Source organism: Ramlibacter sp. WS9 (genome assembly GCF_003797765.1).
Taxonomy (GTDB): domain Bacteria; phylum Pseudomonadota; class Gammaproteobacteria; order Burkholderiales; family Burkholderiaceae_C; genus Ramlibacter.
Window position 1 is genome coordinate 1 of record NZ_RKMB01000045.1, and the last position, 26193, is coordinate 26193.

Annotated in this window: 27 protein-coding genes; 15 read left to right on the forward strand and 12 right to left on the reverse strand. The window is 65.8% G+C overall.

Translation table 11 applies throughout. From position 1 onward, the window contains the following. Positions 1–48: 48 nt before the first annotated feature. Positions 49–2133, reverse strand: a complete 2085-nt coding sequence (locus EEB15_RS31335; protein WP_370284052.1) for a sigma-54-dependent Fis family transcriptional regulator — start codon at positions 2131–2133, stop codon at positions 49–51. Between the two features lie 265 nt (positions 2134–2398). On the opposite strand from EEB15_RS31335, the gene pedF reads away from it, so the two are divergent. The 3 genes from pedF (at position 2399) to adh (ending at position 5511) form a co-directional block, all read left to right on the forward strand. Then, positions 2399–2926 (forward strand): cytochrome c-550 PedF, encoded by a 528-nt coding sequence (gene pedF, locus EEB15_RS31340; protein WP_141513917.1) that lies wholly within the window; start codon positions 2399–2401, stop codon positions 2924–2926. After that, on the forward strand, positions 2910–3791 hold the full coding sequence (locus tag EEB15_RS31345; RefSeq protein WP_141513918.1) for an ABC transporter substrate-binding protein: 882 nt from the start codon (positions 2910–2912) through the stop codon (positions 3789–3791). The genes pedF and EEB15_RS31345 overlap by 17 nt, the downstream gene beginning before the upstream one ends. Before the next feature lie 199 nt (positions 3792–3990). After that, complete coding sequence (gene adh / locus EEB15_RS31350) at positions 3991–5511, forward strand: aldehyde dehydrogenase (RefSeq protein WP_141513919.1); 1521 nt, start codon at positions 3991–3993, stop codon at positions 5509–5511. A 61-nt stretch (positions 5512–5572) separates the two neighbouring features. Here the strand turns inward: adh and EEB15_RS31355 are convergent, their stop codons facing one another. Both EEB15_RS31355 and EEB15_RS31360 read right to left on the reverse strand, forming a co-directional pair. Continuing rightward, a complete protein-coding gene (locus EEB15_RS31355; protein ID WP_199236682.1) occupies positions 5573–6181 on the reverse strand; it encodes a pyridoxamine 5'-phosphate oxidase family protein in 609 nt (202 codons plus the stop codon). Positions 6182–6263: 82 nt separating this feature from the next. Beyond that, entirely contained in the window at positions 6264–6653 is a 390-nt protein-coding gene (locus EEB15_RS31360) for a YraN family protein (RefSeq protein WP_141513920.1), read from the reverse strand. A gap of 3 nt (positions 6654–6656) precedes the next feature. Here EEB15_RS31360 and rsmI point away from each other — a divergent pair, with 3 nt between their 5' ends. Then, positions 6657–7592, forward strand: a complete 936-nt coding sequence (rsmI, locus tag EEB15_RS31365; protein ID WP_141513921.1) for a 16S rRNA (cytidine(1402)-2'-O)-methyltransferase — start codon at positions 6657–6659, stop codon at positions 7590–7592. Positions 7593–7654: 62 nt separating this feature from the next. On the opposite strand, the gene priA is transcribed toward rsmI, so the two are convergent. Then, entirely contained in the window at positions 7655–9736 is a 2082-nt protein-coding gene (gene priA, locus EEB15_RS31370) for a primosomal protein N' (protein ID WP_141513922.1), read from the reverse strand. Between the two features lie 348 nt (positions 9737–10084). Then, on the reverse strand, positions 10085–11185 hold the full coding sequence (gene hemE / locus EEB15_RS31375) for a uroporphyrinogen decarboxylase (protein WP_141513923.1): 1101 nt from the start codon (positions 11183–11185) through the stop codon (positions 10085–10087). A 40-nt stretch (positions 11186–11225) separates the two neighbouring features. On the opposite strand from hemE, the gene EEB15_RS31380 reads away from it, so the two are divergent. Next, a complete protein-coding gene (locus tag EEB15_RS31380; protein ID WP_158290293.1) occupies positions 11226–12356 on the forward strand; it encodes a tetratricopeptide repeat protein in 1131 nt (376 codons plus the stop codon). Here the strand turns inward: EEB15_RS31380 and EEB15_RS31385 are convergent. Both EEB15_RS31385 and EEB15_RS31390 read right to left on the reverse strand, forming a co-directional pair. Further along, positions 12349–13671 carry an O-acetylhomoserine aminocarboxypropyltransferase/cysteine synthase family protein gene (locus EEB15_RS31385; protein ID WP_141513925.1) on the reverse strand — a complete coding sequence of 441 codons (1323 nt, stop codon included), beginning with the start codon at positions 13669–13671 and terminating at the stop codon, positions 12349–12351. The two genes, EEB15_RS31380 and EEB15_RS31385, sit on opposite strands and share 8 nt — an antisense overlap. A 7-nt stretch (positions 13672–13678) precedes the next feature. Beyond that, positions 13679–14170 carry a CoA-binding protein gene (locus tag EEB15_RS31390; protein WP_141513926.1) on the reverse strand — a complete coding sequence of 164 codons (492 nt, stop codon included), beginning with the start codon at positions 14168–14170 and terminating at the stop codon, positions 13679–13681. A 30-nt stretch (positions 14171–14200) separates the two neighbouring features. On the opposite strand from EEB15_RS31390, the gene EEB15_RS31395 reads away from it, so the two are divergent. From EEB15_RS31395 to EEB15_RS31415, 5 genes are read left to right on the forward strand one after another with little or no spacing between them, the layout of a single operon-like run. After that, entirely contained in the window at positions 14201–14425 is a 225-nt protein-coding gene (locus EEB15_RS31395) for a hypothetical protein (protein WP_158290294.1), read from the forward strand. Between the two features lie 9 nt (positions 14426–14434). Beyond that, positions 14435–14689, forward strand: coding sequence for a hypothetical protein (locus tag EEB15_RS31400; RefSeq protein ID WP_141513928.1), 255 nt, complete (start codon positions 14435–14437; stop codon positions 14687–14689). Next, the gene (locus tag EEB15_RS31405) at positions 14683–15093 is read left to right on the forward strand and encodes a hypothetical protein (RefSeq protein ID WP_141513929.1); all 411 of its coding nucleotides are present in this window, start codon (positions 14683–14685) and stop codon (positions 15091–15093) included. Before EEB15_RS31400 ends, EEB15_RS31405 begins: the two co-directional genes overlap by 7 nt. Before the next feature lie 16 nt (positions 15094–15109). Continuing rightward, positions 15110–15706 (forward strand): type II toxin-antitoxin system MqsA family antitoxin, encoded by a 597-nt coding sequence (locus EEB15_RS31410; RefSeq protein ID WP_141513930.1) that lies wholly within the window; start codon positions 15110–15112, stop codon positions 15704–15706. After that, positions 15694–16116, forward strand: a complete 423-nt coding sequence (locus EEB15_RS31415; RefSeq protein ID WP_141513931.1) for a hypothetical protein — start codon at positions 15694–15696, stop codon at positions 16114–16116. The genes EEB15_RS31410 and EEB15_RS31415 overlap by 13 nt, the downstream gene beginning before the upstream one ends. A 6-nt stretch (positions 16117–16122) precedes the next feature. On the opposite strand, the gene EEB15_RS31420 is transcribed toward EEB15_RS31415, so the two are convergent. From EEB15_RS31420 to EEB15_RS31440, 5 genes are all read right to left on the reverse strand, one after another. Beyond that, positions 16123–16728, reverse strand: coding sequence for a thioredoxin family protein (locus EEB15_RS31420; protein WP_141513932.1), 606 nt, complete (start codon positions 16726–16728; stop codon positions 16123–16125). Positions 16729–16756: 28 nt separating this feature from the next. After that, positions 16757–18910 carry a protein-disulfide reductase DsbD gene (locus EEB15_RS31425; protein WP_141513933.1) on the reverse strand — a complete coding sequence of 718 codons (2154 nt, stop codon included), beginning with the start codon at positions 18908–18910 and terminating at the stop codon, positions 16757–16759. Between the two features lie 128 nt (positions 18911–19038). Then, entirely contained in the window at positions 19039–19362 is a 324-nt protein-coding gene (locus tag EEB15_RS31430) for a type II toxin-antitoxin system YafQ family toxin (RefSeq protein WP_141513942.1), read from the reverse strand. After that, positions 19304–19618, reverse strand: coding sequence for a type II toxin-antitoxin system RelB/DinJ family antitoxin (locus EEB15_RS31435; RefSeq protein WP_141513934.1), 315 nt, complete (start codon positions 19616–19618; stop codon positions 19304–19306). Before EEB15_RS31435 ends, EEB15_RS31430 begins: the two co-directional genes overlap by 59 nt. A gap of 110 nt (positions 19619–19728) precedes the next feature. After that, complete coding sequence (locus tag EEB15_RS31440) at positions 19729–20469, reverse strand: alanyl-tRNA editing protein (protein ID WP_141513935.1); 741 nt, start codon at positions 20467–20469, stop codon at positions 19729–19731. A 62-nt stretch (positions 20470–20531) separates the two neighbouring features. On the opposite strand from EEB15_RS31440, the gene EEB15_RS31445 reads away from it, so the two are divergent. The 5 genes from EEB15_RS31445 (at position 20532) to EEB15_RS31465 (ending at position 25991) form a co-directional block, all read left to right on the forward strand. Beyond that, positions 20532–21848, forward strand: a complete 1317-nt coding sequence (locus EEB15_RS31445; RefSeq protein ID WP_141513936.1) for a sorbosone dehydrogenase family protein — start codon at positions 20532–20534, stop codon at positions 21846–21848. Positions 21849–21934: 86 nt separating this feature from the next. Then, positions 21935–22342 carry an FKBP-type peptidyl-prolyl cis-trans isomerase gene (locus tag EEB15_RS31450; RefSeq protein ID WP_141513937.1) on the forward strand — a complete coding sequence of 136 codons (408 nt, stop codon included), beginning with the start codon at positions 21935–21937 and terminating at the stop codon, positions 22340–22342. Positions 22343–22429: 87 nt separating this feature from the next. Next, positions 22430–23200: a hypothetical protein gene (locus EEB15_RS31455; protein WP_141513938.1), complete on the forward strand. Its 771-nt coding sequence runs from the start codon at positions 22430–22432 to the stop codon at positions 23198–23200. Between the two features lie 221 nt (positions 23201–23421). Next, the gene (locus tag EEB15_RS31460) at positions 23422–24234 is read left to right on the forward strand and encodes a formate/nitrite transporter family protein (protein WP_141513939.1); all 813 of its coding nucleotides are present in this window, start codon (positions 23422–23424) and stop codon (positions 24232–24234) included. Between the two features lie 20 nt (positions 24235–24254). Further along, on the forward strand, positions 24255–25991 hold the full coding sequence (locus EEB15_RS31465) for a bifunctional protein-serine/threonine kinase/phosphatase (protein WP_141513940.1): 1737 nt from the start codon (positions 24255–24257) through the stop codon (positions 25989–25991). Positions 25992–26193 lie beyond the last annotated feature (202 nt).

The window sequence follows — 26193 nt, forward strand, 5'->3', positions numbered from 1 at the left end:
CCCGCGCTCCGCGCTTCGCGATCGCGCAGCTACTTGCGGGACAGAACCCTAACCGCCCTTGCCCCAGCGCAGCTTGCGGTAGATCGTGTTGCGGCTGATGCCCAGCCGCTTGGACGCCACCGAGATATTGCCGTCGGCGGCTGCCAGCACCCCGCGGATCATCTCGATCTCGGCCTCGCCCAGCGTGAGCGCCGCAGCACTCACCGGCGCGGCGATGGGCGCCTGCACTGCTGGGTCCGGGACCACCGGGGCGCTCGCGCCGCGCACCGGCTCTGCCTGCGCCTGGTCCATCGAGGCGAGTGCGACGCCGCAAGCAGCCTGTGGCACGGCGGGGCGGGACCGCTGCACGTCTTCGAGGAAGTCGTCCGAAAGATGATGCTCGGTGATCTGCGGCTCGCCGGCCGCCATCACGGCAGCCGTGCGCAGCACGTTCGCCAGTTGGCGGATGTTGCCGGGCCAGCCGTAGCGCTCGAACAAGGCCATCACGTGCGGGCTGATCGCAGGCGTGCCCTGCGGGCACTCCGCCAGCAGGATGCGGCGTGCCACCACGCCCAGGTCGCTGCGCTCGCGCAGCGCCGGCAAGCGCACCACCAGGCCGTTCAGGCGGTAGTAAAGGTCTTCGCGGAAGGTGCCTGCCTCGATCATCTCGCGCAGGTTCCGGTGGGTGGCGCCGATCACGGCGATGTCCACGGCGATCGACTTCTGGCTGCCCAGCGGCGTCACGCAGCGCTCCTGCAACGCACGCAACAGCCGCGCCTGCAGCGCCAGCGGCATGTCGCCGATCTCGTCGAGGAACAGCGTGCCGCCGTTGGCCTGCACGATGCGCCCGCTCGCGCCCTTGCGTCGCGCGCCCGTGAACGCACCGTCCTCATAGCCGAAGAGCTCGGCCTCGATCAGCGACTCGGGAATGGAAGCGCAGTTCACGGCGACGAAGGCCTGCCGGGCGCGATCGGAGTCCTGGTGCACCGCGCGCGCGAGCAGTTCCTTGCCGGTACCGGTCTCGCCGAGGATCAGCAGCGGGATGTCGCGGTTCAGCACACGCTGCACCTTCTGCACCGTCGCATCGATCTGCGGATCGCCGGTCCTCAGGTAGTGCAGGCCCGAGAACGCGCCCGACTGCGTGGCGGCCGTTTCCACAGGGGATGCCGGTTTCGAACCGAAGGGCGCGTCCGGCGCGGCGGGGCCGGCCAGCACCACCGGGTCGTTGGCAACCCAGCCGGTCACCACCGGCCGCGCGGCGCCGTTGAAGCGGGCGCTGACGTGGAACTGCCGGCCATCCTGCAGGCTCACGCATGCCGGCGTCGGCAGTGGCGAGCGGAAATGGTCCTGCATGGCCGCCACGGTCGTGCCGAACATGCTGGTGAGGCTTTGCATCCGCAGGGCCGCGCTGCTCATGTCGAGCTGGTCGAGCGCGCTGCGATTGGCGCCAAGAATCTTGCCGTCGGCGCCGACCACGACGATTCCTTCGAGCAGCGTCCCGATGAACTCGACGCGGCTGTGGAAGTGAAGCCGCAGCCGGTTGCCGAAGTCGTCCGACAGCCAGTGGTTCTCGATCATGCGGGCCGACATGCGCACCAGCCCCATGGTGTGCTGGTGGTACGAGCGCTGGTCGCCCGTCACGTCGAGCACGCCGAGCATGTTGCCGCGCGGATCGAAGATGGGAGCCGCCGAGCAGGTCAGGAAGCTGTTCGCATGGATGAAATGCTCGCCGCCGTGCACGACCGTGGGCGACTCCTCGAACAGCGCCGTGCCGATGGCATTGGTGCCCTTCGAATGCTCGGCCCAGTTGGCCCCCGGCGACAGCGCCACCTTGCCCGCGCGCTCGAGAAGCCGGTCGTCCCCGACCGAATGCAGGATCGTGCCCTGGGCATCGGCCAGCACGATCATGCTTTCCGTGTCGACGATCTGCTCGAACAGCATCTCCATCACCGGCGCCGCATGCGTGAACAGGCGCTGGTTGCGCTCCCGCGCCACGGTGAGGTCGCTGCGCATCATCGGCTGGAAGTCGGGGCGCTCGACGCGGGTCAGGCCGAGCGCGGTGCAGCGCAAGTGCGATTGCTCGATTGCCTCGGCTCGCGCGGCGTGACCCACCGCAGGCACGGCCGGTGGGGCCGTCAAGCTCTTGGCTAGCATGACCACGGCACGCTGAGTTACGGACATCTTGCGTCTCCTGCTCCTGCCGAAGCAGGTTGTCTCCATCATCGAACATCGCGCGCCGTCAGCGCAGCCTGCCCAGAATGCCGCTGCAGCGGCCGCAAGACTTGATCTGGGTCAAATCCGCGCCATTGATCGGGATCAATCCAGAGCAATTTGTGTTCCCTCTTGCAACACCGGGCACGTGGCACAGGGTTTGCAGACAGCTCTTCATCTTTCCACCCCACCATGACGGAGACCTGACATGCCGCGATACGATTCCCGCCCCTTCCCGGCTACGCCGGCTCGCCGCCCCCGAGCCTCAACCATTGCGAGGATCGGCGCCCTGCTTGCAACCCTGGCCGCCTGCGTCGCGGGCCCGCTCGCTTGGGCACACGGCGATGTGACGCCCCAGGCGGTCGATACGACAGGCCTTCCGGCCCTGGGCCAGGAATGGCGCGACGAAAACCCGTTCCGGGCCCACCAGCGCGCCGTCACGATCGGCACCTCGGCCTACAACCAGAACTGCGCGCGCTGCCACGGGCTGGAGGCGATCTCCGGCGGCATCGCGCCCGACCTGCGCAAGCTCGACAACGAATGCGCGGCGATCAAGGACAGCGCGAAGAAGGCGGCCTGCGTGAAGGAGATCGATGATTTCTTCCTCACGACCGTGCGCCGCGGACGCACCCGCAACGGCGCCGTGTACATGCCGCCCTTCGAGGGGGTGATGAGCCAGGAAGCCATCTGGTCGATCAAGGCCTACCTGGAAACACGCCGTGACAAGCCGCTCTGAGCGGGACGGCCCGAGGAACCCGGCCCTCCCGGCGCGCCGCGACTGCCTGCGTTGGCTGGGCGCGGCCGGCGCCGCTGCCGTCACGTGCGCGCCACTGCGGCTCTCGGCCACACCGCTCGAACGCGTGCGCGAGCGCGGCACGCTGACCGTGGGCATCTATCACGACATGCCGCCGTTCCACGTTGCCGGCAAGGGCATCGATGTCGCACTCGCGCAGGCGTTGGCCGAATCGCTGGGTGTGAAACTCGCGCTGCTGCCGTTCCATGCCGACGACAACATGAACGACGACCTGCGCAGCATGGTGTGGCGCGGCCACTACCTGGGCTATGGCCCCGCCGACGTGCTGCTGCATGTGCCGGTCGACCAGCCGTTGATGGACGCCAGTCCGCAGGTCAGGATCTTCGCGCCCTACTGCCGTGACCGGGTCGTGGTGGCGCGCCGGCTCGCCCAGGTGCCCCGGCTCGACACGCTCGCGCAGCTGGCCGGCGAAAAAGTGGCGGTGCCGGGCCAGTCGCTGGCCGGCTGGCTGCTGATCGGCGCCGACGGCGGCGCCTTGCGGAACCAGTTGATCACGCAGTGGAAGGACGGCGCCCAAGCCGCGCATGCGCTGTTGCGCGGCGAGGTGGCTGCCTGCGGCGGGCTGGCCTCGGAACTCGAATCGGTGTTGCGCGGCGACGCGCGGTTCGCCATCACGCCGATGCCGTCGCCGCGCGCGCCACGCGATGGCTGGGCCGTGGGCATGGCCGTCAAGCGCGACGCCACCGAGCTGGCGCAGGCGCTGCAGCGCGCCGTCAATGAGCTCGCCGCGAACGGCCGCCTGGCGCAGATGTTCGAGCGCGACAACGTGGAGTGGCGTGCTGCATGAGCCCTGCGGCACTGCTCCATCGTGTGACAACTGTCCCATCGGGACACCGTGTGCCGCGCGGGTCGTGCCTTCAAACACCGGGTTAATCCCGACATAACCCGGGCTTCGCTACCGCACAGGCGCATGGCACGCCATTTGCGGTTTGGCATGGGTCCACATTTCTTCCACCCTTGTTTCATCCATCCTGAGGAGACAGTCAATGCTTTACGCCAACCCCAACACCCCGGGCGCCACGGTCGCTTTCAAGCCTGCTTACGACAACTTCATCGGCGGCAAGTTCGTGCCGCCGCTCAAGGGCCAGTACTTCGACGTCATCACGCCGATCAGCGGCAAGGTCTACACCAAGGCGGCCCGCTCGGGACCTGAGGACATCGAGCTCGCGCTGGATGCCGCGCATGCGGCGGCCGATGCCTGGGGCCGCACGTCACCGGCCGAACGCGCCAACGTGCTGCTGAAGATCGCCGATCGCCTGGAGCAGAACCTGGAGCTGCTGGCCTACGCCGAGAGCGTGGACAACGGCAAGCCGATCCGCGAAACGCTCAATGCGGACATCCCGCTCACCGTCGACCACTTCCGCTACTTCGCGGGGTGCTTGCGCGCTCAGGAAGGCGCGCTGAGCGAGATCGACGAGAACACCATCGCCTACCACTTCCACGAGCCGCTCGGCGTGGTCGGGCAGATCATTCCCTGGAACTTCCCGATCTTGATGGCCGCCTGGAAACTCGCGCCCGCCATCGGCGCGGGTAACTGCGTGGTGCTCAAGCCCGCGGAGTCCACGCCCATCAGCATCATGGTGATGGCCGAACTCATCGCCGACCTGCTGCCGCCGGGCGTGCTCAACATCGTCAACGGCTTCGGGCGCGAAGCAGGCATGCCGCTCGCCAGCAGCAAGCGCATCGCCAAGATCGCCTTCACCGGCTCCACCGCCACCGGCCGCGTGATCGCCCAGGCCGCGGCCACCAACCTGATCCCGGCCACGCTGGAGCTGGGCGGCAAGAGTCCCAACATCTTCTTCGAGGACATCGCCGATGCCGACGACGCGCTGTTCGACAAGGCGATCGAGGGCCTCGTGCTGTTCGCGTTCAACCAGGGCGAGGTCTGCACCTGCCCGTCGCGCGCGCTGATCCAGGAATCGATCTACGACAAGTTCATGGCCCGCGCGCTGGACCGCATCAAGGCCATCAAGCAAGGCCACCCGCTGGACACCGACACCATGATGGGCGCGCAGGCCTCGGCCATGCAGATGGACAAGATCATGACCTACCTGCAGGTAGGCAAGGACGAAGGCGCGCAGTTGCTGATCGGCGGAGACCGCGCGCAACTCGGCGGTGAGCTTGCCGGCGGCTACTACATCCAGCCCACCCTGTTCAAGGGCAACAACCAGATGCGCATCTTCCGCGAGGAGATCTTCGGCCCGGTGCTGGCCGTGACCACCTTCAAGGACGAGGCCGAGGCGCTGCAGATCGCGAACGACACCCCCTACGGCCTGGGCGCCGGCGTGTGGACGCGCGACAGCAACACCGCCTACCGCATGGGCCGCGCCATCAAGGCAGGCAGGGTCTGGACCAACTGCTACCACGCCTACCCGGCGCACGCCACCTTCGGCGGCTACAAGGAATCGGGCATCGGGCGCGAGACCCACAAGATGATGCTGGACCACTATCAGCAGACCAAGAACCTGCTGGTCAGCTACAACCCGAACAAGCTCGGCTTCTTCTGATCGCGGCGTCGGCGCCAGTCGCACCGCGCGATTGGCGCTTTGCCGCGCTAAGGAATACGGCTCACTTCCCGCCGCCCTCCGTGCGGTCGCGTGCGGGAAGAGAATCGCGGAAAACGTCGAACGTCTTCCACGCGGGAACGGGCGGTGTGTAGTCAGGCCGCGGCGCGTAGACGGATGGCTCGGCCATCTGCATCTTGTGCAGGTAGCGCGGGCAATTGGGAAAGATCTGCGCGGCGGTGACGCGCACCATGAAGACCGCCCCAGGGCATTCGGAAAGCAGGGGATCAGTGTCGCTCACCTGCGCCGTGCCATTGACCCGGATGCGCTTGGGCTGCTCGAAATCCAGAAAGAGCAGCCCTATGTGCGGATTCACCAGCACATTGCCCCAGGTCCTGTACATCCCATTGCCGTCGTAGTCGGGAATAGCCAGTGTGCGGTCATCGAGAACGCGCACAAAGCCGGGCATGCCACCTTTGTAGGAACAGTCGGGGTGGCCGGCGGCATCGGCCGTTGCGATGAAGAACATCGGGCAGCGCTGGATGAACGCGCGGTCCTCGTCGGTGAAGGCCGTGCGAACCGTCACCTGGTTGAGGCGATCGGCCAGCGGACGGGTCTCGCGAACGTCCTGAAGCCGACGCATCCCATCGTGATACATGTTGTCGACAGGCATCTGATCGCTCCTTGAGGGGCCTTGACGTGGGCAGTGTAAGGCGCGGGCCGGGCCGGTTGCAACCCGGGCTCACCCTTCAGTTTCACGATGCGTCGAACGCCGCCTTGAGCCATTCGATCTTGCCGGCTTCGACGCTCACCACGTCGAAGCGGCAGGGCGGCTGCTGGGGCAGCCGCATCAGGTAGTGGCGGGCGGCGAAGATGATGCGGCGTTGCTTGAAATGGCTGACGCTCGCCGCCGCGCCCCCAAAGGCGCGGCTGGCGCGCTTTCTCACCTCGACGAAGACGAGCGTGCCGTCCGGCTCGCGCATCACCAGGTCGATTTCTCCGCCGCCGCGCCCAGGCGTCCGATAATTGCGCGCCAGCAGCTTCAGGCCGTGGCCCTGCAAATGGGCAAGCGCGCGGTCTTCGGCGTCGTCGCCGGACTGCTTGGTTGTGCCGGACGCTTCGGCTTTCTTGCGGGGGAATTCCATTTGATGAGCGCTTCTTTTGCCTTGGCCCTGAATGCCGCCCGTGAAGCGGCGGGGTCGCAGCATTATCCGCAAGGCGCGCTCTATGTCGTCGCGACGCCGATCGGCAACCTGGCCGACATAGCGCTGCGGGCTTTGCATGTGCTGCAGATCGCCGATGTGGTGGCCTGCGAAGACACGCGCCACACGCAGGCGCTGCTGCGTGCCTACGGCATCGACAAACCTTCCGCGCATTTGCTGGCGGTGCACCAGCACAACGAAACCGAGGCGGCGCAGACGGTGATCGAGCGCCTGCGCGCGGGCCAGCGCGTGGCTTATGCCAGCGACGCGGGCACGCCGGCGGTGAGCGATCCGGGAGCGCGGCTCGCCGCCGCCGTGCGTGAGGCGGGAATGCGTGTTGTGCCGCTGCCGGGCGCCAGCAGCGTGACGGCGGCGCTCAGCGTGGCCGGCGTGATCGCGGACGACGGGGCTTTCGTCTTCGCGGGGTTCTTGCCGTCGAAGGCGGGCGAACGTGATGCGGCGGTGGCCCTGCTGGCGCAGGAGACGCGGGCCGTTGTGCTGCTGGAAGCGCCGCATCGCATCGAGGCCCTGGCTAAATCCATTGCGGCGTTGGGCGAGCGATCCATCACCGTGGGCCGTGAGCTGACCAAGCAGTTCGAGGAAGTCGCGACGATGGCTTGCGACGGATTGCCGGCCTGGCTGGCCGCCGACGCGCAGCGCACGCGCGGCGAATTCGCGTTAGTGTTGCACGCCGCGCCTGACGCACCGAAGGCGGATGACGGATTGCGCGTGCTGGAACTGCTGCTGAAGGAGTTGCCGGTGAAGACGGCGGTGAAGCTGGCGGCGGAGATTACTGGTGGGTCGCGCAATGAGCTGTATGAGGCGGCGCTGCGGTTGAAGGAAGGTATTGCTCCCTCTCCCTCTGGGAGAGGGCAGGGGTGAGGGCAGGGGCGCGCGGTGCCCTCACCCTAGCCCTCTCCCAGAGGGAGAGGGGACAAGACCAGTCAAATCACCAGCGGATCCACATCCACCGCCCAGCGGATCAGCCCCTTTTCTTTCGTCGCTTGCAAGATTGGTTGCCAAGCCGAGAGAAAGCGCTGCAGCGCGTTGCGTGACGCGCTCTCCACCAGCATCTGCGCGCGCTCCACATTCGCCACGCGCTGCACGCTCATCGGCACGGCGGAATACAGCGTCACGTGCTCCGCGCCCTCCAGTTCCGAAGCCGCGGCGCTTGCGGCCTTCAGAAAGGCCTGCGCCGCCTCCTGTGTGCGCGCCTCGGCGCGCAGCAGCGCCTGGAAGCCGAATGGCGGCATGCCCGCTTGTTCGCGCTCCTTCAGTTGCTGCGCGGCGAAGGCGGGGTAGTCGTGCCGGCGCAGGTTGGTGAAGAGCGGATGCTTCGGGTGCGAGGTCTGCACCCACATCTCGCTGGCGCCGGCCTGTGCGGCATCGCGGCCGGCACGTCCCGCTGCCTGCATCAGCAGGCCGAACAGGCGCTCGGGCGCGCGGAAGTCATGCGAGAACAGGGCGGTGTCGGGGTTGAGTGCCGCAACCAGCGTGATGCGCCGGAAGTCGTGCCCCTTGGTCACCATCTGCGTGCCCACCAGCACGTCGACGTCGCCGGCGTGCATGCGGGCCAACTGCTGTTCCAGCGCGCCCTTCAGCCGCGTGCTGTCGGCGTCCATGCGCGCGATGCGCACCGGCTCGCCGTTCGCCTGTTTCACGTCCGCCAACAACTCGGCCAGGTGTTCCTCCAGCCGCTCGGTGCCGCGGCCGACCGGCGCGATGTCGACGTTGCCGCAAGCCGGGCAGGCACGCGGCACGCGCTCGGTGTAGCCGCAGTGGTGGCAGCGCAGCGTACGGTCGATCTTGTGGAAGACGCGATACGCGCTGCAGTTCGGGCATTCGCTCTTCCATTCGCAGGCGTTGCACGCCAGCACCGGCGCATAGCCGCGCCGGTTGAGGAAGATGAGCGACTGCTCGCCGCGCGCGATGCGCTGCTGGATCGCATCGAGCAGCTGCGGCGAGAACACGGTCTTCTTTTGCTGCAGGTTCATGTCGACCAGCCGCACGGATGGGAAGGCACCTGCGGTGCCGGGAACGCTCCCCGCCTCGCCGCCGTCCCGTCCCACCCGCGATGCCATCACCAGCCGCTGGTAGCGCCCCTTCTCGCAAGCCTGCCAACTCTCCAGTGACGGTGTTGCCGATCCCAGCAGCACTTTGGCGCCTTCGAGCTTGCCGCGCATCACCGCGAGGTCACGCGCCGAGTAGCGCGCGCCTTCCTGCTGCTTGTAGCTCGGGTCGTGCTCCTCGTCGACGACGATGAGGCGCAGGCGGGGAATGGAGGCGAATACCGCCATGCGCGTGCCCAGCACGATGCGCGCATTGCCGCCATGCGCGGCGAGCCAGCTTTTCAGGCGCTGCGGCGGCGTCATGCCGCTGTTCATCGCGACCACATTGCCTGCGCCGAAGCGCGCGACGAAGCGCTCTTGCAACTGCGGCGTGAGGTTGATCTCCGGCACCATCACGAGTGCCTGCGCATCGGGCTCCTGCGCCAGCATGCGTTGCACGGCCTGCAGGTAGACCTCGGTCTTGCCGCTGCCCGTGGCGCCGAACAACAGGAACGGGCCGGTGCCTGCTTCCATCGCTGCAAGCGCCTCGCCTTGCTCCAGTGTGAGAGGCAGTGCCGTAGCCTTGGCTTGATCGACTGCAGTGGCGGCCGGCCGCTTCAAGCGGCGTGCGAGCTGCGTCGCATCCATGTCGCGCAACTGCGGTGGTAGCCCAGCGAGGGCCACTTCACCCAACCCGCGTTGGTAATAGGCTGACGAAAATGCAACCAATTGTCGCCAGCCCGGGCCAAGAGGAGCGAGGCCGTCGAGTGCGCCGGCGATGGGCCGGGCTTCGACGCCGGCCAGCTCTACAGTGTAGTTCGAGCTCTCATCCCAGACGACGCCCAGCACTTCCCGTTTGCCCAGCGGTACCCGCACCAGCGTTCCGGGCGCTAGTGGCAGCTCACTTAGGTAGCTCAGCGGTCCGCTGATCGAACTGTGGGCGGGCGTGGGGACGACAACGGCAAGCCGGTGGGGCATGTGCGGGGCAGCTTAGGTGGTTTTCTTGAGGCGGGTTTCGCAAAACCCGTTTAAGTCTTTGATTTAGAAGCGCTTTACCCTGGATTCACGATTTGTGTGGATAACTTTGTTGATAGCTATTCCGCCACGACCGCCAAGGCTAGAGAAATCAAGGGCTTGGCTTCAAAGCCCGATAAAAGGGCATATCCACAATCCGTTCAAAATCAACAACTTACGAGCGCTATGGGATTTGTAGCAAGACCGCGAATCGCCGACCAGTGGCACGCCAAGTTTTGTGCATAAGTCAAGGCTCTGGCAAAGTTTTTGCTCAGACCTGTGCTAGGGATCACCCTGATGACGAGCTTTACGTTAAGGCGCTGGCACAGCACGCAGCCGCCGCGAATGGGAATGAACCGCGTCCACCAGCACCTTCACATGATCGGGCGGTGTGTGCTGGCTGATGCCGTGGCCGAGGTTGAAGATGTGGGACGGCCCCGTACCAATGCCTGCATGGGGCGCGCCGAAACTATCCAGTACCTTCGCCACTTGCGTCTCGATCTGCGCCGGCTGGGCAAACAGAACATTGGGATCGATGTTGCCCTGCAGAGCTTTGCGTTCGCCCACCAGTGCCCGCGCCCGGGACAGGTTGACCGTCCAGTCCAGGCCCAGCACATCGCAATCAAGCTCGCCCATCTCTTGCAGCCACAGCCCGCCACCCTTGGTGAAGACGATGCGGGGAATCTGTTCGCCGCCGTGCTCGCGCTTCAGCTGTGAGAGCACCCGCGCCGTATAGGCCAAGCTGAATTCCTGGAAGGCACCGTCGGCCAGCACGCCGCCCCAGCTGTCGAAAATCATCACCGCTTGCGCGCCGGCTTCGATCTGCGCGTTGAGGTACGCGGCCACGGAATCGGCGTTGATCTGCAGCATGCGGTGCATCAGGTCGGGCCGGCTGTACAGCATGGTCTTGACCAGGCGGTAGTCGTCCGAGCCCGCGCCCTCGACCATGTAGCAGGCCAGCGTCCAGGGGCTGCCTGAAAAACCGATCAACGGCACGCGGCCGTTCAGCGCCTTGCGGATCGACGTGACGGCGTCGAAGACATAGCGCAGCTTTTCCATGTCGGGCACACGCAGCGCGGCCACGGCGGATTCGTCGCGCACGGGGTGGGCAAATTTCGGGCCTTCACCCAGCGCAAAGGACAAGCCCAGGCCCATGGCGTCCGGCACGGTGAGGATGTCGGAGAACAGGATGGCCGCGTCCAGCGCATAGCGCTCGAGCGGCTGCAGCGTGACTTCGGTGGCGTAGTCGGTGTTGGTGGCCAGGCCCATGAAGCTGCCGGCGCGGGCGCGCGTTTCGCGGTACTCGGGCAGGTAGCGGCCAGCCTGGCGCATGAGCCAGACGGGCGTGTGGGGCGTGGAGAGGCGGCGGCAGGCGCGCAGGAAAGTGTCGTTCTGCAGGGGGGCGAAGCTCATGCCTCGATTGTCGCAGGCCGCGTCCCGCGATGACGGGCCTATGATCGCGGCAACTTTTTTCGGATCGATCGGCATGAGCGGGACTTTCGAGCAGGCGCGGGATTTCTTCATCGAGGGTGTCGCCCACTACCAGGCCGGGCGGCTCACGGACGCGGAGCGCAGCTTCGCGGCGTCCCTGGCGTTGGTGCCGGGCCGCGCGTCCACTTTGACCAACCTGGGCGCAGTGCGCCTCAAGCTCGGCAAGGTGCAGGAGGCGGCGGACCTCCTCGAAGAAGCACTGAAGCAGGAGCCGGACAACGCGGAAGCGCTCGGACATCGCGCCACGGCGTTGGCTGAACTGGGCCAGCACAAGGACGCGCTGAATTGCGCCGACCGCGCGCTCGCGTTGAATCCCGCGCTCGGCCCGGTCTGGAGCCTGCGCGGCGAATTGCTGAAGGACCTAGGCCGTTACGACGAAGCCGCCACGTCTTTCGAAAACGCCATTGCGCATGGCGGCGACCCGCAGTTGCACCGCTACTACCTCGCGTCGCTGACCGGCCGCGACGTTCCGGCGAAGCCGCCACGGCAGTACGTCGAAACGCTGTTCGACCACTACGCAGAGGGCTTCGACGAGCACTTGGTGCAGGTGCTGCACTATCGGGCGCCGCAGGTGCTGGCCGAAGGCCTGAAGCGCATGAAGCGCCGCTTCACGCGGGCGCTGGACCTGGGTTGTGGCACGGGGCTGTGCGGGCCGCTCGTGAAGCCCATGGCCGGCGCGCTGGTCGGCGTCGACCTCTCGGCCACGATGGTCGAACGGGCCGCCTCCCTCGGTGTCTATGACGAGGTCGTGCAGTCGGACGTGGTGAGCTACCTGCAAGCCACGCCGCATCGCTTCGACCTGATGCTGGCTGCCGACGTTTTCATCTACGTTGGCGCATTGGAAGACGTGTTCGCCGGCGCGGCGCGCGTGATCGAGCCCGGTGGCGCATTCTGTTTTTCGGTCGAGGCGTCGACAAGCGAAGACGTCGCGCTGCAGCGCAGCCTGCGCTACGCCCATTCGCGCGGCTACATCGAGGGGCTGGCTGCGAAGTACGGTTTCGACATCACCGCAATGACCGAGCAGCCGATTCGCGAAGACCAGCTCCTGCCCATCCCCGGTCTCTACTTCTGGCTGGAGCGAACGCCTAGCTGACCGCCTTGCGCAGCGCCTGGTCGATGTCCCACAGGATGTCTTCCACATCCTCGATGCCCACCGACAGGCGGATCATGTCGGGCTTGACGCCGGCGCGCGAGAGTTCTTCTTCGCTCAGCTGGCGGTGCGTGGTGGAGGCGGGGTGGATCACCAGCGTCTTGGCGTCGCCGATGTTGGCCAGGTGGCTCATGAACTCGCAGGCGTCGATGAAGCGCTCGCCGGCTTTCGCGCCATCGGCGGCCTTGATGCCGAAGGTGAGGATGCCGGACGCGCCCGGTGTGCCGTCGATATGGCGGAACTGCTTTTTCGCCAGTTCGTAATGCGGTGAACTCGCCAAGCCGGGATAGTTCACCCAGCTCACCAGCGAATGCTCGCCGAGGAACTGCGCCACGCGCAGCGCGTTGCGGCAATGCGCCTGCATGCGCAGGTACAGCGTCTCGATGCCCTGCAGGATCAGCCAGGCGTTGAGCGGTGAGAGCGTGGCGCCGAAGGTGCGGTTCACCTCCATGCGCGCCTTCATCGTGTAGCCGAAGTCGCCGAAGGTCTCGTAGAACTTCACGCCGTGGTAGGCGCGGCTGGGCTCCAGCATCTCGGGAAATTTGTCCTTCGACAACGCCGAGCCCCAATCGAACTTGCCCGATTCGACGATCACGCCGGCCATCGTCGTGCCGTGGCCCCCGAGGTACTTGGTGGCGCTGTGCACCACGATGTCGGCACCGAAAGCGAACGGGTTGCACAGGTAAGGGCTGGCGACGGTGTTGTCGATGATGAGGGGCAGGCCATGCTCGTGCGCGATCTTGGCCACGGCTTCGATGTCGAACACGTTGACCAGCGGATTGCCCAGCGTCTCGCCATACACGGCGCGCGTGTTCGGTCGGATCGCGCGGCGGAAATTCTCCGGGTCTTCCGGATCGACGAAGGTGGTCTCGATGCCCAGCCGCGAGAAGCCGACGCCCAACTGGCCCACCGTGCCGCCATAGAGCGTCGAGGCGGCGACGATGTGGTCGCCGTTCTTCAAAATGGCCAGCAGCGCCGTCATCTGCGCCGCCATGCCGGTGGCGCAGGCCAGCGCCGCGCGGCCGCCTTCGAGCGAGGCCACGCGCTCTTCCAGCACCGCCACCGTGGGGTTGCTGATGCGGCTGTAGACGTTGCCGAAAGTCTGCAGGTTGAACAGGCTGGCTGCGTGCTCGGCCGAGTCGAACACGAAGCTGGTGGTCTGGTGGATCGGTGTGGCGCGCGCGCCGGTCACCGGGTCGGGCACGGCGCCGGCGTGGATGGCGCGGGTGCCGAAGCCGTAGTCGCGGTCTTTGGTCATCTGGAGTTTAGTAGGGCAGGTGCTGCGGGCGCCGCGCCGAGATGACCTTGGTGTTGACGCCAGCCCAACCCAACCCGCCGAACAGCCGCGCGTGCTCGATCTTCACGCAGCGGTCCATCACAGTGTCCAGGCCCGCAGCGCTCGCCTTGGCTGCAGCATCTTCGTTCATCACGCCGATCTGCTGCCACAGGCATTTCGCACCGATGGCGATGGCTTCGTCAGCGATGGGCGGGATGTCCTCAGTGCGGCGGAAGCAATCGACCATGTCGATCTTCGTCCCCTGCGCGGCCAGCGCTTCGGCGGCCGCAGTGACGCTGGGATAGCACTGCTCGCCCAGGATCTCCGTCGCTGTCGGGTTGACGGGCACGATGCGATAGCCGTGCGCCTGCATGTACTTCGCCGCGAAGAAACTCGGCCGGTGCCACTGCGGCGACAGGCCGACCACGGCGATGGTCTTGCAGGTGCCGAGGATGCGGCGCAGATCGTGGATCGAGCTCATGCCCACAGTTTAAGCATCCCGCTCAGCCGTATGCCGCAGAAAGACGAGATGCCCGCCAAAGAAGCAAATGCCCGAATCAAGATCAATGGGCTTCTCGAAGCCGCTGGCTGGCGCTTTTTTGGCTCGGACCAGGGCAAGGCCAACATTGCGCTGGAGCCCAACGTGAAGCTCACCCAGGCGCAGGTCGATGTCGGCCGCAGCGCGACGACGTGCTCTATTCAAAGAACGGAACCATCGGTGTCGCAAAGCATGTGAATTGGGAATATGAGTTCAGTATTTTTACATCTGGCGGAAATTCGGCAGATGACGATTCCGCTTCCGGACCTTCCCGCTCAACGCGCCATCGTCGCCGAGATCGAAGCCGAGCAGGCCCTGGTCAACGCCAACCGCGAACTGATCCGCCGCATGGAGGCCAAGATCAAGGCCGCGATCGACGGGGTGTGGGGGGAAGCGCCGAAAACCATGGTTGAATATACAGCTATTCCCTGGCTTTTCCCTCTAAAATTACCATTATGGTAAGTTTAATCGTCCTTTCGGAGTACAGTCAAGATCCGCCAACAGAAATTGGCCGGAAGATTGCCCAAGGGCCGTTGTATGACCTGGCCCGCGTTCAAGCTCTGGTTCTGGACGGGCGTCGCCTGAAGGCACTGACCAGGAAGTGCCGTCATGACGTAGACAAGTTATTCGCGGGAGATTACGAAGAAGTAGCCAGGCTGATCCAGTGCATCAAGGCTCGGGACTACATCGATTCCGAATGGTGCGAAAACGGCAGTGGCGGCATCGCTGCATGCGATGCATATTCGGTTCGACGCGTCGAAGAAATGCCGGCGACCGGCAAGTTGATGACGATGGAATACTTTTTGAAGTTTGCGATCAGCAAGGCTGGGATGGTGGTTCTGCTGGTTTCCTGCCACGCCAGCTAGACATGGAGAGAGAGAGATGGAAACGAAAGAGCTGTGCCCCGTTTGTGGTGAAGGTCATGTGACCTCGCATGTGGAGTTAGTCGAGAGCGAATACAAAGGGCAGAAAGCGATGCTGCCCTCGCACTACCAGGTGTGCGATAGCTGCCATTCGGATTTCGCGGGCGCGCAAGAGGGCAAGCTGAACAAGCGCGGGATCATGGCGTTTCGCAGGTCGGTGGACGGCTTGCTCACGGGCGCAGAAATTCGCGCTTTGCGTGAAAAGTACAAGCTGACCCAGGGCCAAGCCGCCAAGCTGTTTGGGGGAGGGCCTGTGGCATTCAGCAAGTACGAGAACGACGACGTGGCGCAGTCGGAAGCCATGGATACCTTGTTGCGCCTGGTGCTTCGTAGCGAAGCTGCATTTTGGGAGTTGGTCGACCAGAAGGGCATGGCGGCTGAGTTGCCCTTCAAACGGCAACGCAGTACGGGGAATGTCTTCCGGAAGACGGAGACGAATGTGATCTACATACACCGCGCCGCGGAAGACATCCAAGCTGTGCACATGGCTCAGTCGCATCGGTATGCGGCGTACTCTGTTGAAACCTCGTCAGCGCAAAAAACATGGAAGCAGTAAACCTGCGGCCCAAGCTGGTCTCGTTCCGGGCCACCAGTTTTCATGGAGAGAACAAGGACGCGTCAGGCGGGCGCAAGCAATGGAAGTTGCAGCTTACGCAAACGATTGAGGTTGCCTTGGCTGTTGCCGATGCCAACGCTGCCCCCCTGCAGGCGATCGTGAAGATTGACTTGGTAGCCAAAGCAGTGCAGGAAGACGCGCCGGATCAAACGGCTGATTTCAGTGCCGCCTACGAGGCCAAGTTTGCCTACCCGCCTGAAGCGACGGAAGCTGAGATCGCACCTGAGTTCGAGCGGGAGCCGTATCAATACGTTCTTGTGGCACAAGCCTTCCCGCTGGCGATGACGCACTTTCGCCGAGAAATGCAAGCTATGGGCTTCGACGCCCGTGAGTTGCCGCTGGGTATCTGATCCTGATCAGCTCTTGTACTTGATCGAACATCCGTACGGACGCGTCACCGATGCGGTGATCGGCTTGCCAGCAAGCGCTTCATTCAAGCCCTGCCGCACATAGTTCACCGCCTTCTTAATGTCGTCCGCAGTGCTCGACGGGATGCTGTCGATGCCGCCTGCATAGATCAGTTGCCCTTGCGGGTTGACGATGTACATGTGCGGTGTGGTGCGCGCGCCATAGGCCATGCCGGCCGAACCTTCCTCGTCCATCAGCATGGCAGTGGGCACAGCCTTGCGCGCCTGCTGCCAGGCCACCAGCTTGGCCGGCTCGAGGTAGTCGTACGCGGATTTCTCTGTGGAGTTGATCGACAGCCAGACGACGCCCTTGTCCACGGCTTCCTTCTGCGTCGCCGGCATGTTGCCGCTGTTGTAGTGCTTCTGCACATAGGGGCAGCCGGGGTTGGTCCACTCCAGCACCACGTGCTTGCCGCGGTAGTCGCTGAGCTTGACTGTTTTTCCGGCCGCGTCTTTCAGCGTGAAGTCGGGCGCTGCCTGGCCCACCGAAGGGGCGGCCTGCACCGACTGCGCGAGGGCAACAAAGGAAAAAGCGAGAACGGTTCGACGCAACATGACAACTCCTGGTAGGTCCGCAATGCCACTATAGCTTCGCGATCGCAGAGCGAACCTCATCCACGCTCAGCACTTCCGACAGCACGACAGGCGCCTTGCCCGCCGCATAGAAAACATACACCGGCACGCCGTTGCGGCCCAGCTGCGCCAGCGCGGCGGTGATGGCCGGGTCGCGCCGCGTCCAGTCGGCGCGCAGCAGCGCGACCTTCTTGGCCGCGAGGTCGCTCGTGACTTCGCTGCGCGCGAGCGTGGTTTTCTTGTTGTACTGGCAGGTCACGCACCAGGCGGCGGTGAAGTCCACGAACACGGGCTGCCCGGAAGCGAGGATCTGGTCGACGCGGCCCGGCTCCCATGGCTGCCAGCCTTCGGCATTGGCGGCCTGTTGCTGCGGCGGCGGGAGCTTGGTGATGCTGGGCGCGGCGGCCCAGGCCAGCAGGCCCAGGCTCACCAGGGAAATGGCGGTGATCACCGTACGCGCGCGGCCGCGCAGCGTCAGCGCCCAGACCACCATCGCGAGCGCCACCAGCAGCACCAGCAGCGCGCCCGCGCCGTCGATGCCGCTTTGCTGGCCCAGCACCCACACCAGCCACGCGACGGTCGCGAACATCGGGAAGGCCATCAGCTTGCGGAAGGTGTCCATCCACGCACCCGGCCGCGGCAGCAGGCGTGCGACCGCCGGCACCCAGCTCGCGGCGAGGTAGGGCAGGGCCATGCCGATGCCGATGAACGCGAACACCAGCAGCGCTTCGACGGCAGGCAGGCCGATCGCGAAACCGAGCGAGGCGCCCATGAACGGCGCGGTGCACGGCGACGCCACCGCCACCGCCAGCACACCGGAGAGGAAGGCATTGACCACCGGGTGGCGCGCTTCCATCGAAGCGACGCTGGAAGGCAGGAATGAGCCGAACTCGAACAGGCCCGCGAGGTTCAGGCCGATCAGCGTGAACAGCGCGGCGAGCACGGCCACCACGGCGGGCGACTGCAGCTGGAAGCCCCAGCCCAGTTGCTCGCCGGCCGAGCGCAGCGCGAGCATCAGGGCGCCCAGCGCGACGAAGGAAGCGATGACGCCGGCCGTGTACGCCAGCCCGGCCACGCGATGGCCACGGCGGTCGTCGGCATGCCGGGTGAAGCCCACCACCTTGATCGCGAGGATGGGGAACACGCAGGGCATCAAGTTGAGGATCAAGCCGCCGAGCAGGGCGCCCAGCAATGCCGCAGCCAGCGTGAGCGAAGGCGCGGGCGCCGCGGCTGCAGTGCCGCCACCGGCGTTGGCCTTCAGCGCCGCCTCCAGCGCGGGCGACACGCCCGTCGCCGCGGCCACGGCCGGCCAAGTGCCCACCACCTTCAATTCGGCCCGATAGCCCTGGCCGTCGGATACCAGCACCACCGGCATCAGCGTGGGGCTGCCGCTGCGCTGCGCCGACAGCGGCACCTTGGCGTTCCACACCGCGCCCTTCCACTCCTGCGTCCACTTGGCGGCGGTCTCGATCACTTCGGCTGTCTCGGGGAAGAACTCCAGCGGCTTGCCGCGCAGGGCGATCGGCAAGTCCTGCACACTCAGTTCCAGGACGTTGCCGGCCACGCGGGCCACGCTGTCGGTGGTGATGCCCTGGACATGTGCCACAGGCCGGGGCTGCGCCGCCAGCGCCGCCTGGAACGCTGGTCCGTTCAGCGCCGTGGTGCTGCGCGCCGGAATCTTCAGCGTGAAGTCGCCTTCTTCCGGGATGCACTCCTGCTTGCACACCAGCCATTGCGCTTTCAGCTTGACCTCGACGTCGCCCAGCAGCCCGGGCTTGAAGTCGGGCGTGATGGTCAGCGGCACCGGCAGCAGCACCGTGCCTTCATAACCGTAGTTGGCCAGGTTGCCGATGGGGATCTTCTTCGGCAGCGGCCAGGCGATGTCGCCGGCCACCACGCCCATCGGCAAAGTCCATTGCATCTGCGTCGGCAGACCGGAATCGCCGGAGTTCTTCCAGTAGGTGTGCCAATGCGGCTGGTGCGCGAGCTGCAGGCCGACCCAGACCTGCTTGCCGGGCGCAATGCCCTCGGGTGCATGGGCCATCAGCTCGGCGCGCACGCGCTCACTGGTGACCACGGTTTTGCCGCTGCCTTGGGCGAGGGCGCCGCCGGACAGGACGAAGGAAGCCGCCAGCAGCAGAGCGGAAAGGAAGGGAGCGGGCATGAGGCGGGCAGAAATCATCAGTGTGTCGGAGCTCGGCTGTAGGTTGGAAGTTCCCGGCGCCCAGGCGGGCTCATTTTCGGCACTGGGCCGCATAGGGCCAACATCGGTGGCGTGAAGCCCCTGTGCGCTCAACGGCCAAACAGCTCAGAGTGCGTACCGGCGCGCGCAAAGAGCACCAAGCCGGGTTGAAGCCGGTAGATCAAAAGAAGATCACCTTTGGCATGGCACTCCCTGTGGCCCGCCCAGTCGCCTTCCAGTTCGTGGTCCAGCCACTCGGCCGGCAGCGGGCCAGTGTTGGCGATCAACAGCATCATCACCTCTTTCAAGCGCTGCATGTCCTGCTTGCCTGAGTGTGTGAGCTTCTCCCAGTCCTTCTCGAACTGCCGGCTGTGATCAGATCTTCTTGGCAGTGGCGCGCGTCTTGCGCTTGCCGGCCTTTTTATCGAGGGCATCAAAAAGTTCTTTCGCTGAACCGTAACGCGCCGACGTCATCGCGCGAGTTTCGGCCATCGCTGCAACCGTTTTGGCGGTGGGCTGGCGCACCTCGAAAGGCAAGCCGCGAACCTCCACCACCTGCCGCAGAAACAACCGAATGGCGCCACTCAGATCGAGACCCAGATCGGCGAGCACTTCGGCGGATTTCTCCTTCAACTCGGGCTCGATCCGCGACCGGACCTCGGCCGATTTTGTCAATGTCGATGCGTGCATAGGGAATTCGTCTTCACAGTAAAGCAGCGCTAAACTTCAGCGCTGTAGCTACACTGTAGCTACAAATAGAGAGTGCGTCAAACCTGAGAGCGCCGGGAGAGCCCCGTGCTTCAAGCGAAGCCCAGTACCACCCGGCGGGTGGTGGCGCTCTTCTTCTCGATCTTCGTCACCACCACGGTGCCGATCTCGGCGGTGTTGGCCACATGGGTGCCGCCGCAGGGCTGGAAGTCGATCTGCTCATCGCCGCCGATGCGGATTGTCCGGATCTTCCCGCTGCCGCGCGGCGGCTGCACCGACATGCTCTTGACCAGCGCCGGATTGGCGTCCAGCTCTTCGTCGGTGATGGCGCCGACCACGACCGGGTGGCCGGCCGCGACCAGGCGCGCGATGCCCTGGGTCAGCGCTTCCTTGTCGAGCGGGTCGGTCATGTTGAAGTCCAGGCGCGCGGAGTCGGGCGTGATCGAGCAGCCGTTCACCAGCTGCGGCACCAGGTTGCACAGCAGGTGGGTGGTCGTGTGGAAGCGCATTAGCTTGTGACGGCGCTCCCAATCGACCTTGGCCTTCACCCGGTCGCCTTGCTTGAGTGCGGCCAGCAACGCTTCCTGGCCCGGCGCGGGCAGGTGGCAGATGAACGGCGCGGGCCGGCCTTCAGCATCCTTGCCCTTGCGAGTGTCGGAGATGGCAAGCTCGCGGCCGTCCGGGAGCGCCAGCACCCCGCTGTCACCGGCCTGGCCACCGCCCAGTGGATAGAACACCGTGCGATCGAGCACGATGCCCTGCTCATCGATGGCAACGACTGCGGCGGTGCAGTCCTTCAGGTACGCGTCGGCGCGGAAGAGCTCTTCGGTCATGGGGCTATTTTGGCGGTTTCTGCCTACATGCGCCGCTGTGGGGGCGGAACAGACTTCGACTCATGAATACGTCTTTATTTGCGCCGGCCTATGCCCTGGTCCTCGCGGCGCTGGTGGGATGCGGCGCCGTGGCGCAGTCCGCGCCCAACGCCGGCACCGGCCCCAACCCGACGCTGCCCTCGCCCGAAACAAGCCTGATCCCCACCGTCAACATCGCCGAGGCCGTGGGCTGGCCGCAGGGCGCGCGACCCACCGCGCCCGCCGGCTTCCGGGTGACGGCACTCGCGGCGGGGCTGGACCACCCGCGCTGGGTCTATGTGCTGCCCAACGGCGACGTGCTCGTCGCCGAAAGCAACGCGCCGCCCAAGCCCGATGCCAAGCCGAGCATCAAGGGCGAGGTGATGAAGCAGGTGATGAAAAAGGCAGGCGCCGGCGTGCCCAGCGCCAACCGCATCACGCTGCTGCGCGACGCCAATGGTGACGGCGTCGCCGACACGCGCACCGTCTTCATGCAGGGCCTTAACTCGCCCTTCGGCATGGCGCTGGTGGGCAACGAGCTGTTCATCGCCAATGCCGACGCGATCGTGAAGGTTCCGTACCAGGCGGGCCAGACTCGCATCACCGCCGCACCGGTGAAGGTGACGGACCTGCCCGCCGGGATCAACCATCACTGGACCAAAAACATCATTGCCAGCCCGGACGGCAGCAAGCTCTACGCGACGGTGGGCTCGAACAGCAACATCGGCGAGGGCGGCATGCAGATCGAAGAAGGCCGCGCCGCGATCTGGGAGGTGGACCGCGCCACCGGCGCCAAGCGCCTCTTCGCATCGGGCCTGCGGAACCCCAACGGCATGGCGTGGGAGCCCACGACCAAGGCGCTGTGGACGGTGGTGAACGAGCGCGACGAGCTGGGCAACGACCTCGTGCCCGACTACCTCACCTCGGTGAAGGACGGCGCTTTCTACGGCTGGCCCTGGAGTTACTGGGGCCAGTGGGTGGACGTGCGCGTCACGCCGCAGAACCCCGACATGGTGGCCAAGGCCGTCAAGCCCGACTACGGCCTGGGCTCGCACGTCGCGCCGCTCGGCCTGGCGTTCTCCGACGCGCGCACCATGCCGCAGAACTACGCCGGCGGCGCCTTCATCGGCGAGCACGGCTCGTGGAACCGCAAGCCCCGCAGCGGCTACAAGGTGGTGTACGTGCCCTTCGAAGGCGGCAAGCCGTCCAGCGAGCCGATCGACTTCCTCACCGGCTTCCTCAGCCCCGACGGCAAGGCCTACGGCCGCCCGGTGGGTGTGGCGATGGACGGCAAGGGCGGGCTGCTGGTGGCCGATGACGTGGGCAACGTCATCTGGCGCGTGGCGCCGCTTTCCAAGTAGCCGCCGGTGGATTCGTTCACTCTCACCGGCCCATTGCCGGCGCTAGACTTCGCAGTCTTCCAGTCTTCCAACAAGGAGTGTTTTTCGTGCGTATCTTTCTTTGCGCTGCGGCGCTGTCCCTCGCCGTTCCCGCCGCCTTGGCCCAGTCCACGCCGGCCCCCGTCACCACCAAGAGCGGCCTGGTCTACCAGTCGCTGAAGGAAGGCAGCGGCGCCTCGCCCGCCGCCACTGACACGGTCAAGGTGCACTACCGCGGCACCTTGCTGGATGGCAAGGAGTTCGACAGTTCGTACAAGCGTGGCGAGCCCACGGAGTTCCCGCTCAACCGCGTCATCCCGTGCTGGACCGAAGGCGTTCAGATGATGAAGCCGGGCGGCAAGGCCAAGCTCACATGCCCGCCCGCGATTGCCTATGGCGAGCGCGGCGCCGGTGGCGTCATTCCGCCCAATGCGACTTTGAACTTCGAGGTCGAACTGGTCTCCGTCAAACGCTGATATGGCCCCCACGCTTCTCACTGCGTGTAGTGCGCTGCCCCCCGAGGGGGCCCAGGCCTTCCTAGGGGCGGCCCGTCGGAGCCTGCCATGACCTTCGAGTACGTCAGTGTCGAAGAGGCGATCTCTCGCCGCGGCCTGCGCATGGTCGTGGTCGCCAACGTGCCCAGCGGCTGGGGCGAGGCGGCGAAGGGCATCCTCCACATCAAGGCCATCGATTGGGCAGCTGTGCGGCTGGCTTACGACAGCGAGGCGTTGACGCAGTGGTGCGGGCATCGCAACGCGCCGGTCGCCATCTACGACGACGAGCGCCCGCGCGCCGGCTGGGCCGAGATCCTGCTGCTGGCCGAGCGCCTGGCGCCCACGCCTTCGCTGTTGCCGGCCGACCCGGCAGACCGCGCGCTGGCCCTCGGCCTGTCGCACGAGATCTGCGGCGAAGAGGGCCTGGGCTGGACGCGCCGGCTGCAGTTGGTGCAGGCCGGCTTGCAGAATGCGGGCGGCTTTCCGGAGCGCGTGGCGAAGTACCTCGCCAAGAAGTACGGGTACCGGCCCGAGGCGGGCGCCGCCGCAGGCGCGCGGGCGGCGCAGCTGCTCGGCACGTTGGCCGCGCGGCTCGCGGCGCAGCGCGAAGCGGGGAGTTCCTATTACATCGGCGACTCGCTGACGGCGGTCGATGTCTACAGTGCTGCTTTCATGGCCATGTTCGCCCCGCTGCCCGCGCCCCAGTGCGAGATGGATGCAGCGACGCGCGTGGCGTTCGAGACGCGCGATTCGCAGACCGAAGCGGCGCTCGCGCCCATCCTGTTGGCGCACCGGGACATGATGTACGCCCAGCACCTGGAGTTGCCGCTCTCGCTTTGAGCTGCCTGCCCTGCCAGTGCACCAGGGGCGGGCGCGAGGGGAGGCATTTCGCCCTGAAATGAAGCGTCAGCCGCCCCGCCGATGGTCCATGAGGGGGCGTCGGGCCGCACCAAAACCGCCTGCCGCCCCCTTGCGATGCATGCAAGGCACCATTTCGGAGACTTTGGCCCGGATATTGCTCATCCCTGGGCATCAGAGGCCCCTTCCCCAGGAAACATCACATGGCTTATCTCGTGCCTTCGGAGTTCGTCACCAAGATGGTGGACGCGGGCGAATCCAAGATCTTCATGTCCACGCGCGACACGCTCGTGCGCGCCTACATGGCCGGTGCCATCCTGGCGCTGGCCGCGTGGTTCGCCGTCACCATCAACGTGCAGACAGGCCAGCCGCTGGCCGGCGCCATCCTGTTCCCGGTGGGCTTCGTCATGCTCTACCTGTTCGGGTTCGACCTGCTCACCGGCGTGTTCGTGCTGTGCCCACTCGCGCTGATCGACAAGCGCCCCGGCGTCACCCTCCAGGGCGTGCTGCGCAACTGGGGCCTGGTGTTCGTGGGCAACTTCGCCGGCGCTTTTACCGTGGCAGTGATGATGGCCATCTACGTCACCAACGGCTTTTCGACGCCGCCCAGCCCGGTGGGCGTCGCCCTCGGCGTGATCGGCGAAAACCGCACGCTCGGCTACCAGAAATACGGCGCGAACGGCATGCTCACGCTGTTCGTGCGAGGCATGCTGTGCAACTGGATGGTATCGGCCGGCGTGGTCGGTGCGATGATCTCCACCCACGTCAGCGGCAAGGTGATCGCGATGTGGATGCCCATCATGCTGTTCTTCTACATGGTCTTCGAACACTCCATCGTGAACATGTTCCTGTTCCCTTCGGGCCTGCTGCTGGGCGCACACTTCACGATCATGGACTACCTGATCTGGAACGAGATCCCCACGGTGCTGGGCAACCTGGTGGGCGGCCTCGCCTTCACCGGCCTCACGCTGTACGCCACCCACGTCAAGACCGGCCCCAAGCGCAACGCAGCCTGACCACGGGCTAGCATCGGGGTATGGGCCAAGAGCTGAAAATCTCGGTCGGCCAGTACTCCGACAAGGGCCGCAAGGAAGTCAATCAAGACTTCTATGGCGTCCTGGTGCCCCAGGCGCCGCTGCTGTCCTCGAAGGGCGTTGCCATCGCCCTGGCCGACGGCATCGGCAGCAGCGACGTGAGCCAGGTCGCCAGCGAGTTCGCCGTGCGCGGCCTGCTCGAAGACTACTACTGCACCTCCGAGGCGTGGTCGGTCAAGAAGTCCGTGGAGCGCGTCGTCACGGCCACCAATTCCTGGCTGCACGCCAAGACGCGGCAAAGCCCCTGGCGCTACGACAAGGACAAGGGCTACGTCTGCACCTTGAGCGCGCTCGTCATCAAGGCGACCACCGCCCACATCTTTCATGTGGGCGACACGCGCATCTACCGCCTGCTGGGAGGTTCGCTGGAACAGCTCACGCAGGATCATCGTGTCCACGTCTCGCAAGAGCAGAGCTACCTGAGCCGCGCGGTCGGCTTCAACCCGCAGATCGAGATCGACTACCTCGCCTTGCAGGTTGAAAGGGGCGACGTGTTCCTGCTGGCATCCGACGGTGTGTACGAGCACATCGACGATGCCTTCATTGCCGAAGCTGTGCGACGCGAACGCGCGAACCTCGACGCTGCCGCGCGGGAGATCGTGCAACAGGCTTTCGATCGCGGCAGCAAGGACAACCTCACCGTGCAGATCGTCGCCATCGACGAACTGCCGGACCACGACGCGCAGGCTTTGCACCAACGCGTCTCCGCGCTGGCGCTGCCGCCGGTGCTCGAAGCGCGCATGACGCTCGACGGCTACCGGATCGTGCGCGAGCTGCATGGCTCCAGCCGCAGCCACATCTACCTGGCCGTGGACACCGAGACCGACGAGAGCGTCGTCATCAAGACGCCGTCGATCGACATGCAGGCCGACCCGGTGTACCTCGAACGCTTCCTCATGGAAGAGTGGGTGGCGCGGCGCATCAACAGCGCGCACGTGCTCAAGCCCTGCCCGCACGCGCGCGAGCGCAAGCACCTGTACGTCGCTACCGAGTTCATCGAAGGGCGCACGCTGACGCAGTGGATGGTCGACAACCCCAAGCCGGCGATCGAGACCGTGCGAGGCATCGTGGAGCAGATCGCCAAGGGCCTGCAGGCCTTCCACCGGCTGGAGATGCTGCACCAGGACCTGCGGCCCGACAACATCATGATCGACACCACGGGCACCGTGAAGATCATCGATTTCGGCGCGACCCGCGTTGCAGGCATCGCCGAGATGGAGTCGCCCCTCGAGCGCGGCGACATTCTGGGCACGGCGCAGTACACGGCGCCGGAGTATTTTCTGGGCGAACCCGGCACGGCGCGCTCCGACCTGTTCTCGCTGGGTGTGATCGCCTACCAGATGCTGTCGGGCCGGCTGCCGTACGGCACCCGGGTAATCAACGCTCGCACGCAGTCCGCGCAGATGAAGCTGAACTACGAATCGGTGCTGCACGACGAGCGCGAGATCCCGGCGTGGATCGACGGCGTGCTGCGCAAGGCGGTGGAGCCGAATCCGCTCAAACGCTATGAAGCCTTGTCGGAGTTCGTCTACGACCTGCGGCACCCAAATCGCGCGTTTCTCAGCAAGAACCGTCCGCCGCTGGTCGAGCGGCATCCGGCGCGGTTCTGGAAAGGCGTTTCCGCGGTGCTGGCAGTCGCCGTGCTGGTGCTGCTGTTCCTGCGCTTCGGCGTGCGCTAAGGCTAGGGCCTGTTAACGCTATTTCCAGGGGCGCGTTGCGACTCCAAGGGGCCAGGCGCAAGGCGCGAGGCCGCAGCTGGGGTCAACCCCAGCAAGGACTTGCAACGCCGCGGATGGCCCCTTGGAGTCGCAACCCGAAGGGAAGGGGCCGCATCGGGCGCCACTCGGCGTTGCCCGGCTGGCCCGCACGCGAGTGCGGGCT

Coding starts and splice junctions, on each gene's coding strand:
- EEB15_RS31400 (WP_141513928.1), top strand. CDS start 14,435: ATGAGTTCAGTATTTTTACATCTGGCGGAAATTCGGCAGATGACGATT.
- EEB15_RS31430 (WP_141513942.1), bottom strand. CDS start 19,362: ATGCCCTCGATAAAAAGGCCGGCAAGCGCAAGACGCGCGCCACTGCCA.
- EEB15_RS31360 (WP_141513920.1), bottom strand. CDS start 6,653: ATGGAATTCCCCCGCAAGAAAGCCGAAGCGTCCGGCACAACCAAGCAG.
- EEB15_RS31425 (WP_141513933.1), bottom strand. CDS start 18,910: ATGCCCGCTCCCTTCCTTTCCGCTCTGCTGCTGGCGGCTTCCTTCGTC.
- EEB15_RS31435 (WP_141513934.1), bottom strand. CDS start 19,618: ATGCACGCATCGACATTGACAAAATCGGCCGAGGTCCGGTCGCGGATC.
- hemE (WP_141513923.1), bottom strand. CDS start 11,185: ATGAGCTTCGCCCCCCTGCAGAACGACACTTTCCTGCGCGCCTGCCGC.
- EEB15_RS31410 (WP_141513930.1), top strand. CDS start 15,110: ATGGAAACGAAAGAGCTGTGCCCCGTTTGTGGTGAAGGTCATGTGACC.
- EEB15_RS31335 (WP_370284052.1), bottom strand. CDS start 2,133: ATGCTAGCCAAGAGCTTGACGGCCCCACCGGCCGTGCCTGCGGTGGGT.
- EEB15_RS31405 (WP_141513929.1), top strand. CDS start 14,683: ATGGTAAGTTTAATCGTCCTTTCGGAGTACAGTCAAGATCCGCCAACA.
- EEB15_RS31395 (WP_158290294.1), top strand. CDS start 14,201: ATGCCGCAGAAAGACGAGATGCCCGCCAAAGAAGCAAATGCCCGAATC.
- pedF (WP_141513917.1), top strand. CDS start 2,399: ATGCCGCGATACGATTCCCGCCCCTTCCCGGCTACGCCGGCTCGCCGC.
- EEB15_RS31385 (WP_141513925.1), bottom strand. CDS start 13,671: ATGACCAAAGACCGCGACTACGGCTTCGGCACCCGCGCCATCCACGCC.
- EEB15_RS31380 (WP_158290293.1), top strand. CDS start 11,226: ATGATCGCGGCAACTTTTTTCGGATCGATCGGCATGAGCGGGACTTTC.
- EEB15_RS31415 (WP_141513931.1), top strand. CDS start 15,694: ATGGAAGCAGTAAACCTGCGGCCCAAGCTGGTCTCGTTCCGGGCCACC.
- EEB15_RS31460 (WP_141513939.1), top strand. CDS start 23,422: ATGGCTTATCTCGTGCCTTCGGAGTTCGTCACCAAGATGGTGGACGCG.
- EEB15_RS31440 (WP_141513935.1), bottom strand. CDS start 20,469: ATGACCGAAGAGCTCTTCCGCGCCGACGCGTACCTGAAGGACTGCACC.
- EEB15_RS31445 (WP_141513936.1), top strand. CDS start 20,532: ATGAATACGTCTTTATTTGCGCCGGCCTATGCCCTGGTCCTCGCGGCG.
- rsmI (WP_141513921.1), top strand. CDS start 6,657: ATGAGCGCTTCTTTTGCCTTGGCCCTGAATGCCGCCCGTGAAGCGGCG.
- EEB15_RS31390 (WP_141513926.1), bottom strand. CDS start 14,170: ATGAGCTCGATCCACGATCTGCGCCGCATCCTCGGCACCTGCAAGACC.
- priA (WP_141513922.1), bottom strand. CDS start 9,736: ATGCCCCACCGGCTTGCCGTTGTCGTCCCCACGCCCGCCCACAGTTCG.
- adh (WP_141513919.1), top strand. CDS start 3,991: ATGCTTTACGCCAACCCCAACACCCCGGGCGCCACGGTCGCTTTCAAG.
- EEB15_RS31455 (WP_141513938.1), top strand. CDS start 22,430: ATGACCTTCGAGTACGTCAGTGTCGAAGAGGCGATCTCTCGCCGCGGC.
- EEB15_RS31465 (WP_141513940.1), top strand. CDS start 24,255: ATGGGCCAAGAGCTGAAAATCTCGGTCGGCCAGTACTCCGACAAGGGC.
- EEB15_RS31420 (WP_141513932.1), bottom strand. CDS start 16,728: ATGTTGCGTCGAACCGTTCTCGCTTTTTCCTTTGTTGCCCTCGCGCAG.
- EEB15_RS31355 (WP_199236682.1), bottom strand. CDS start 6,181: ATGCCTGTCGACAACATGTATCACGATGGGATGCGTCGGCTTCAGGAC.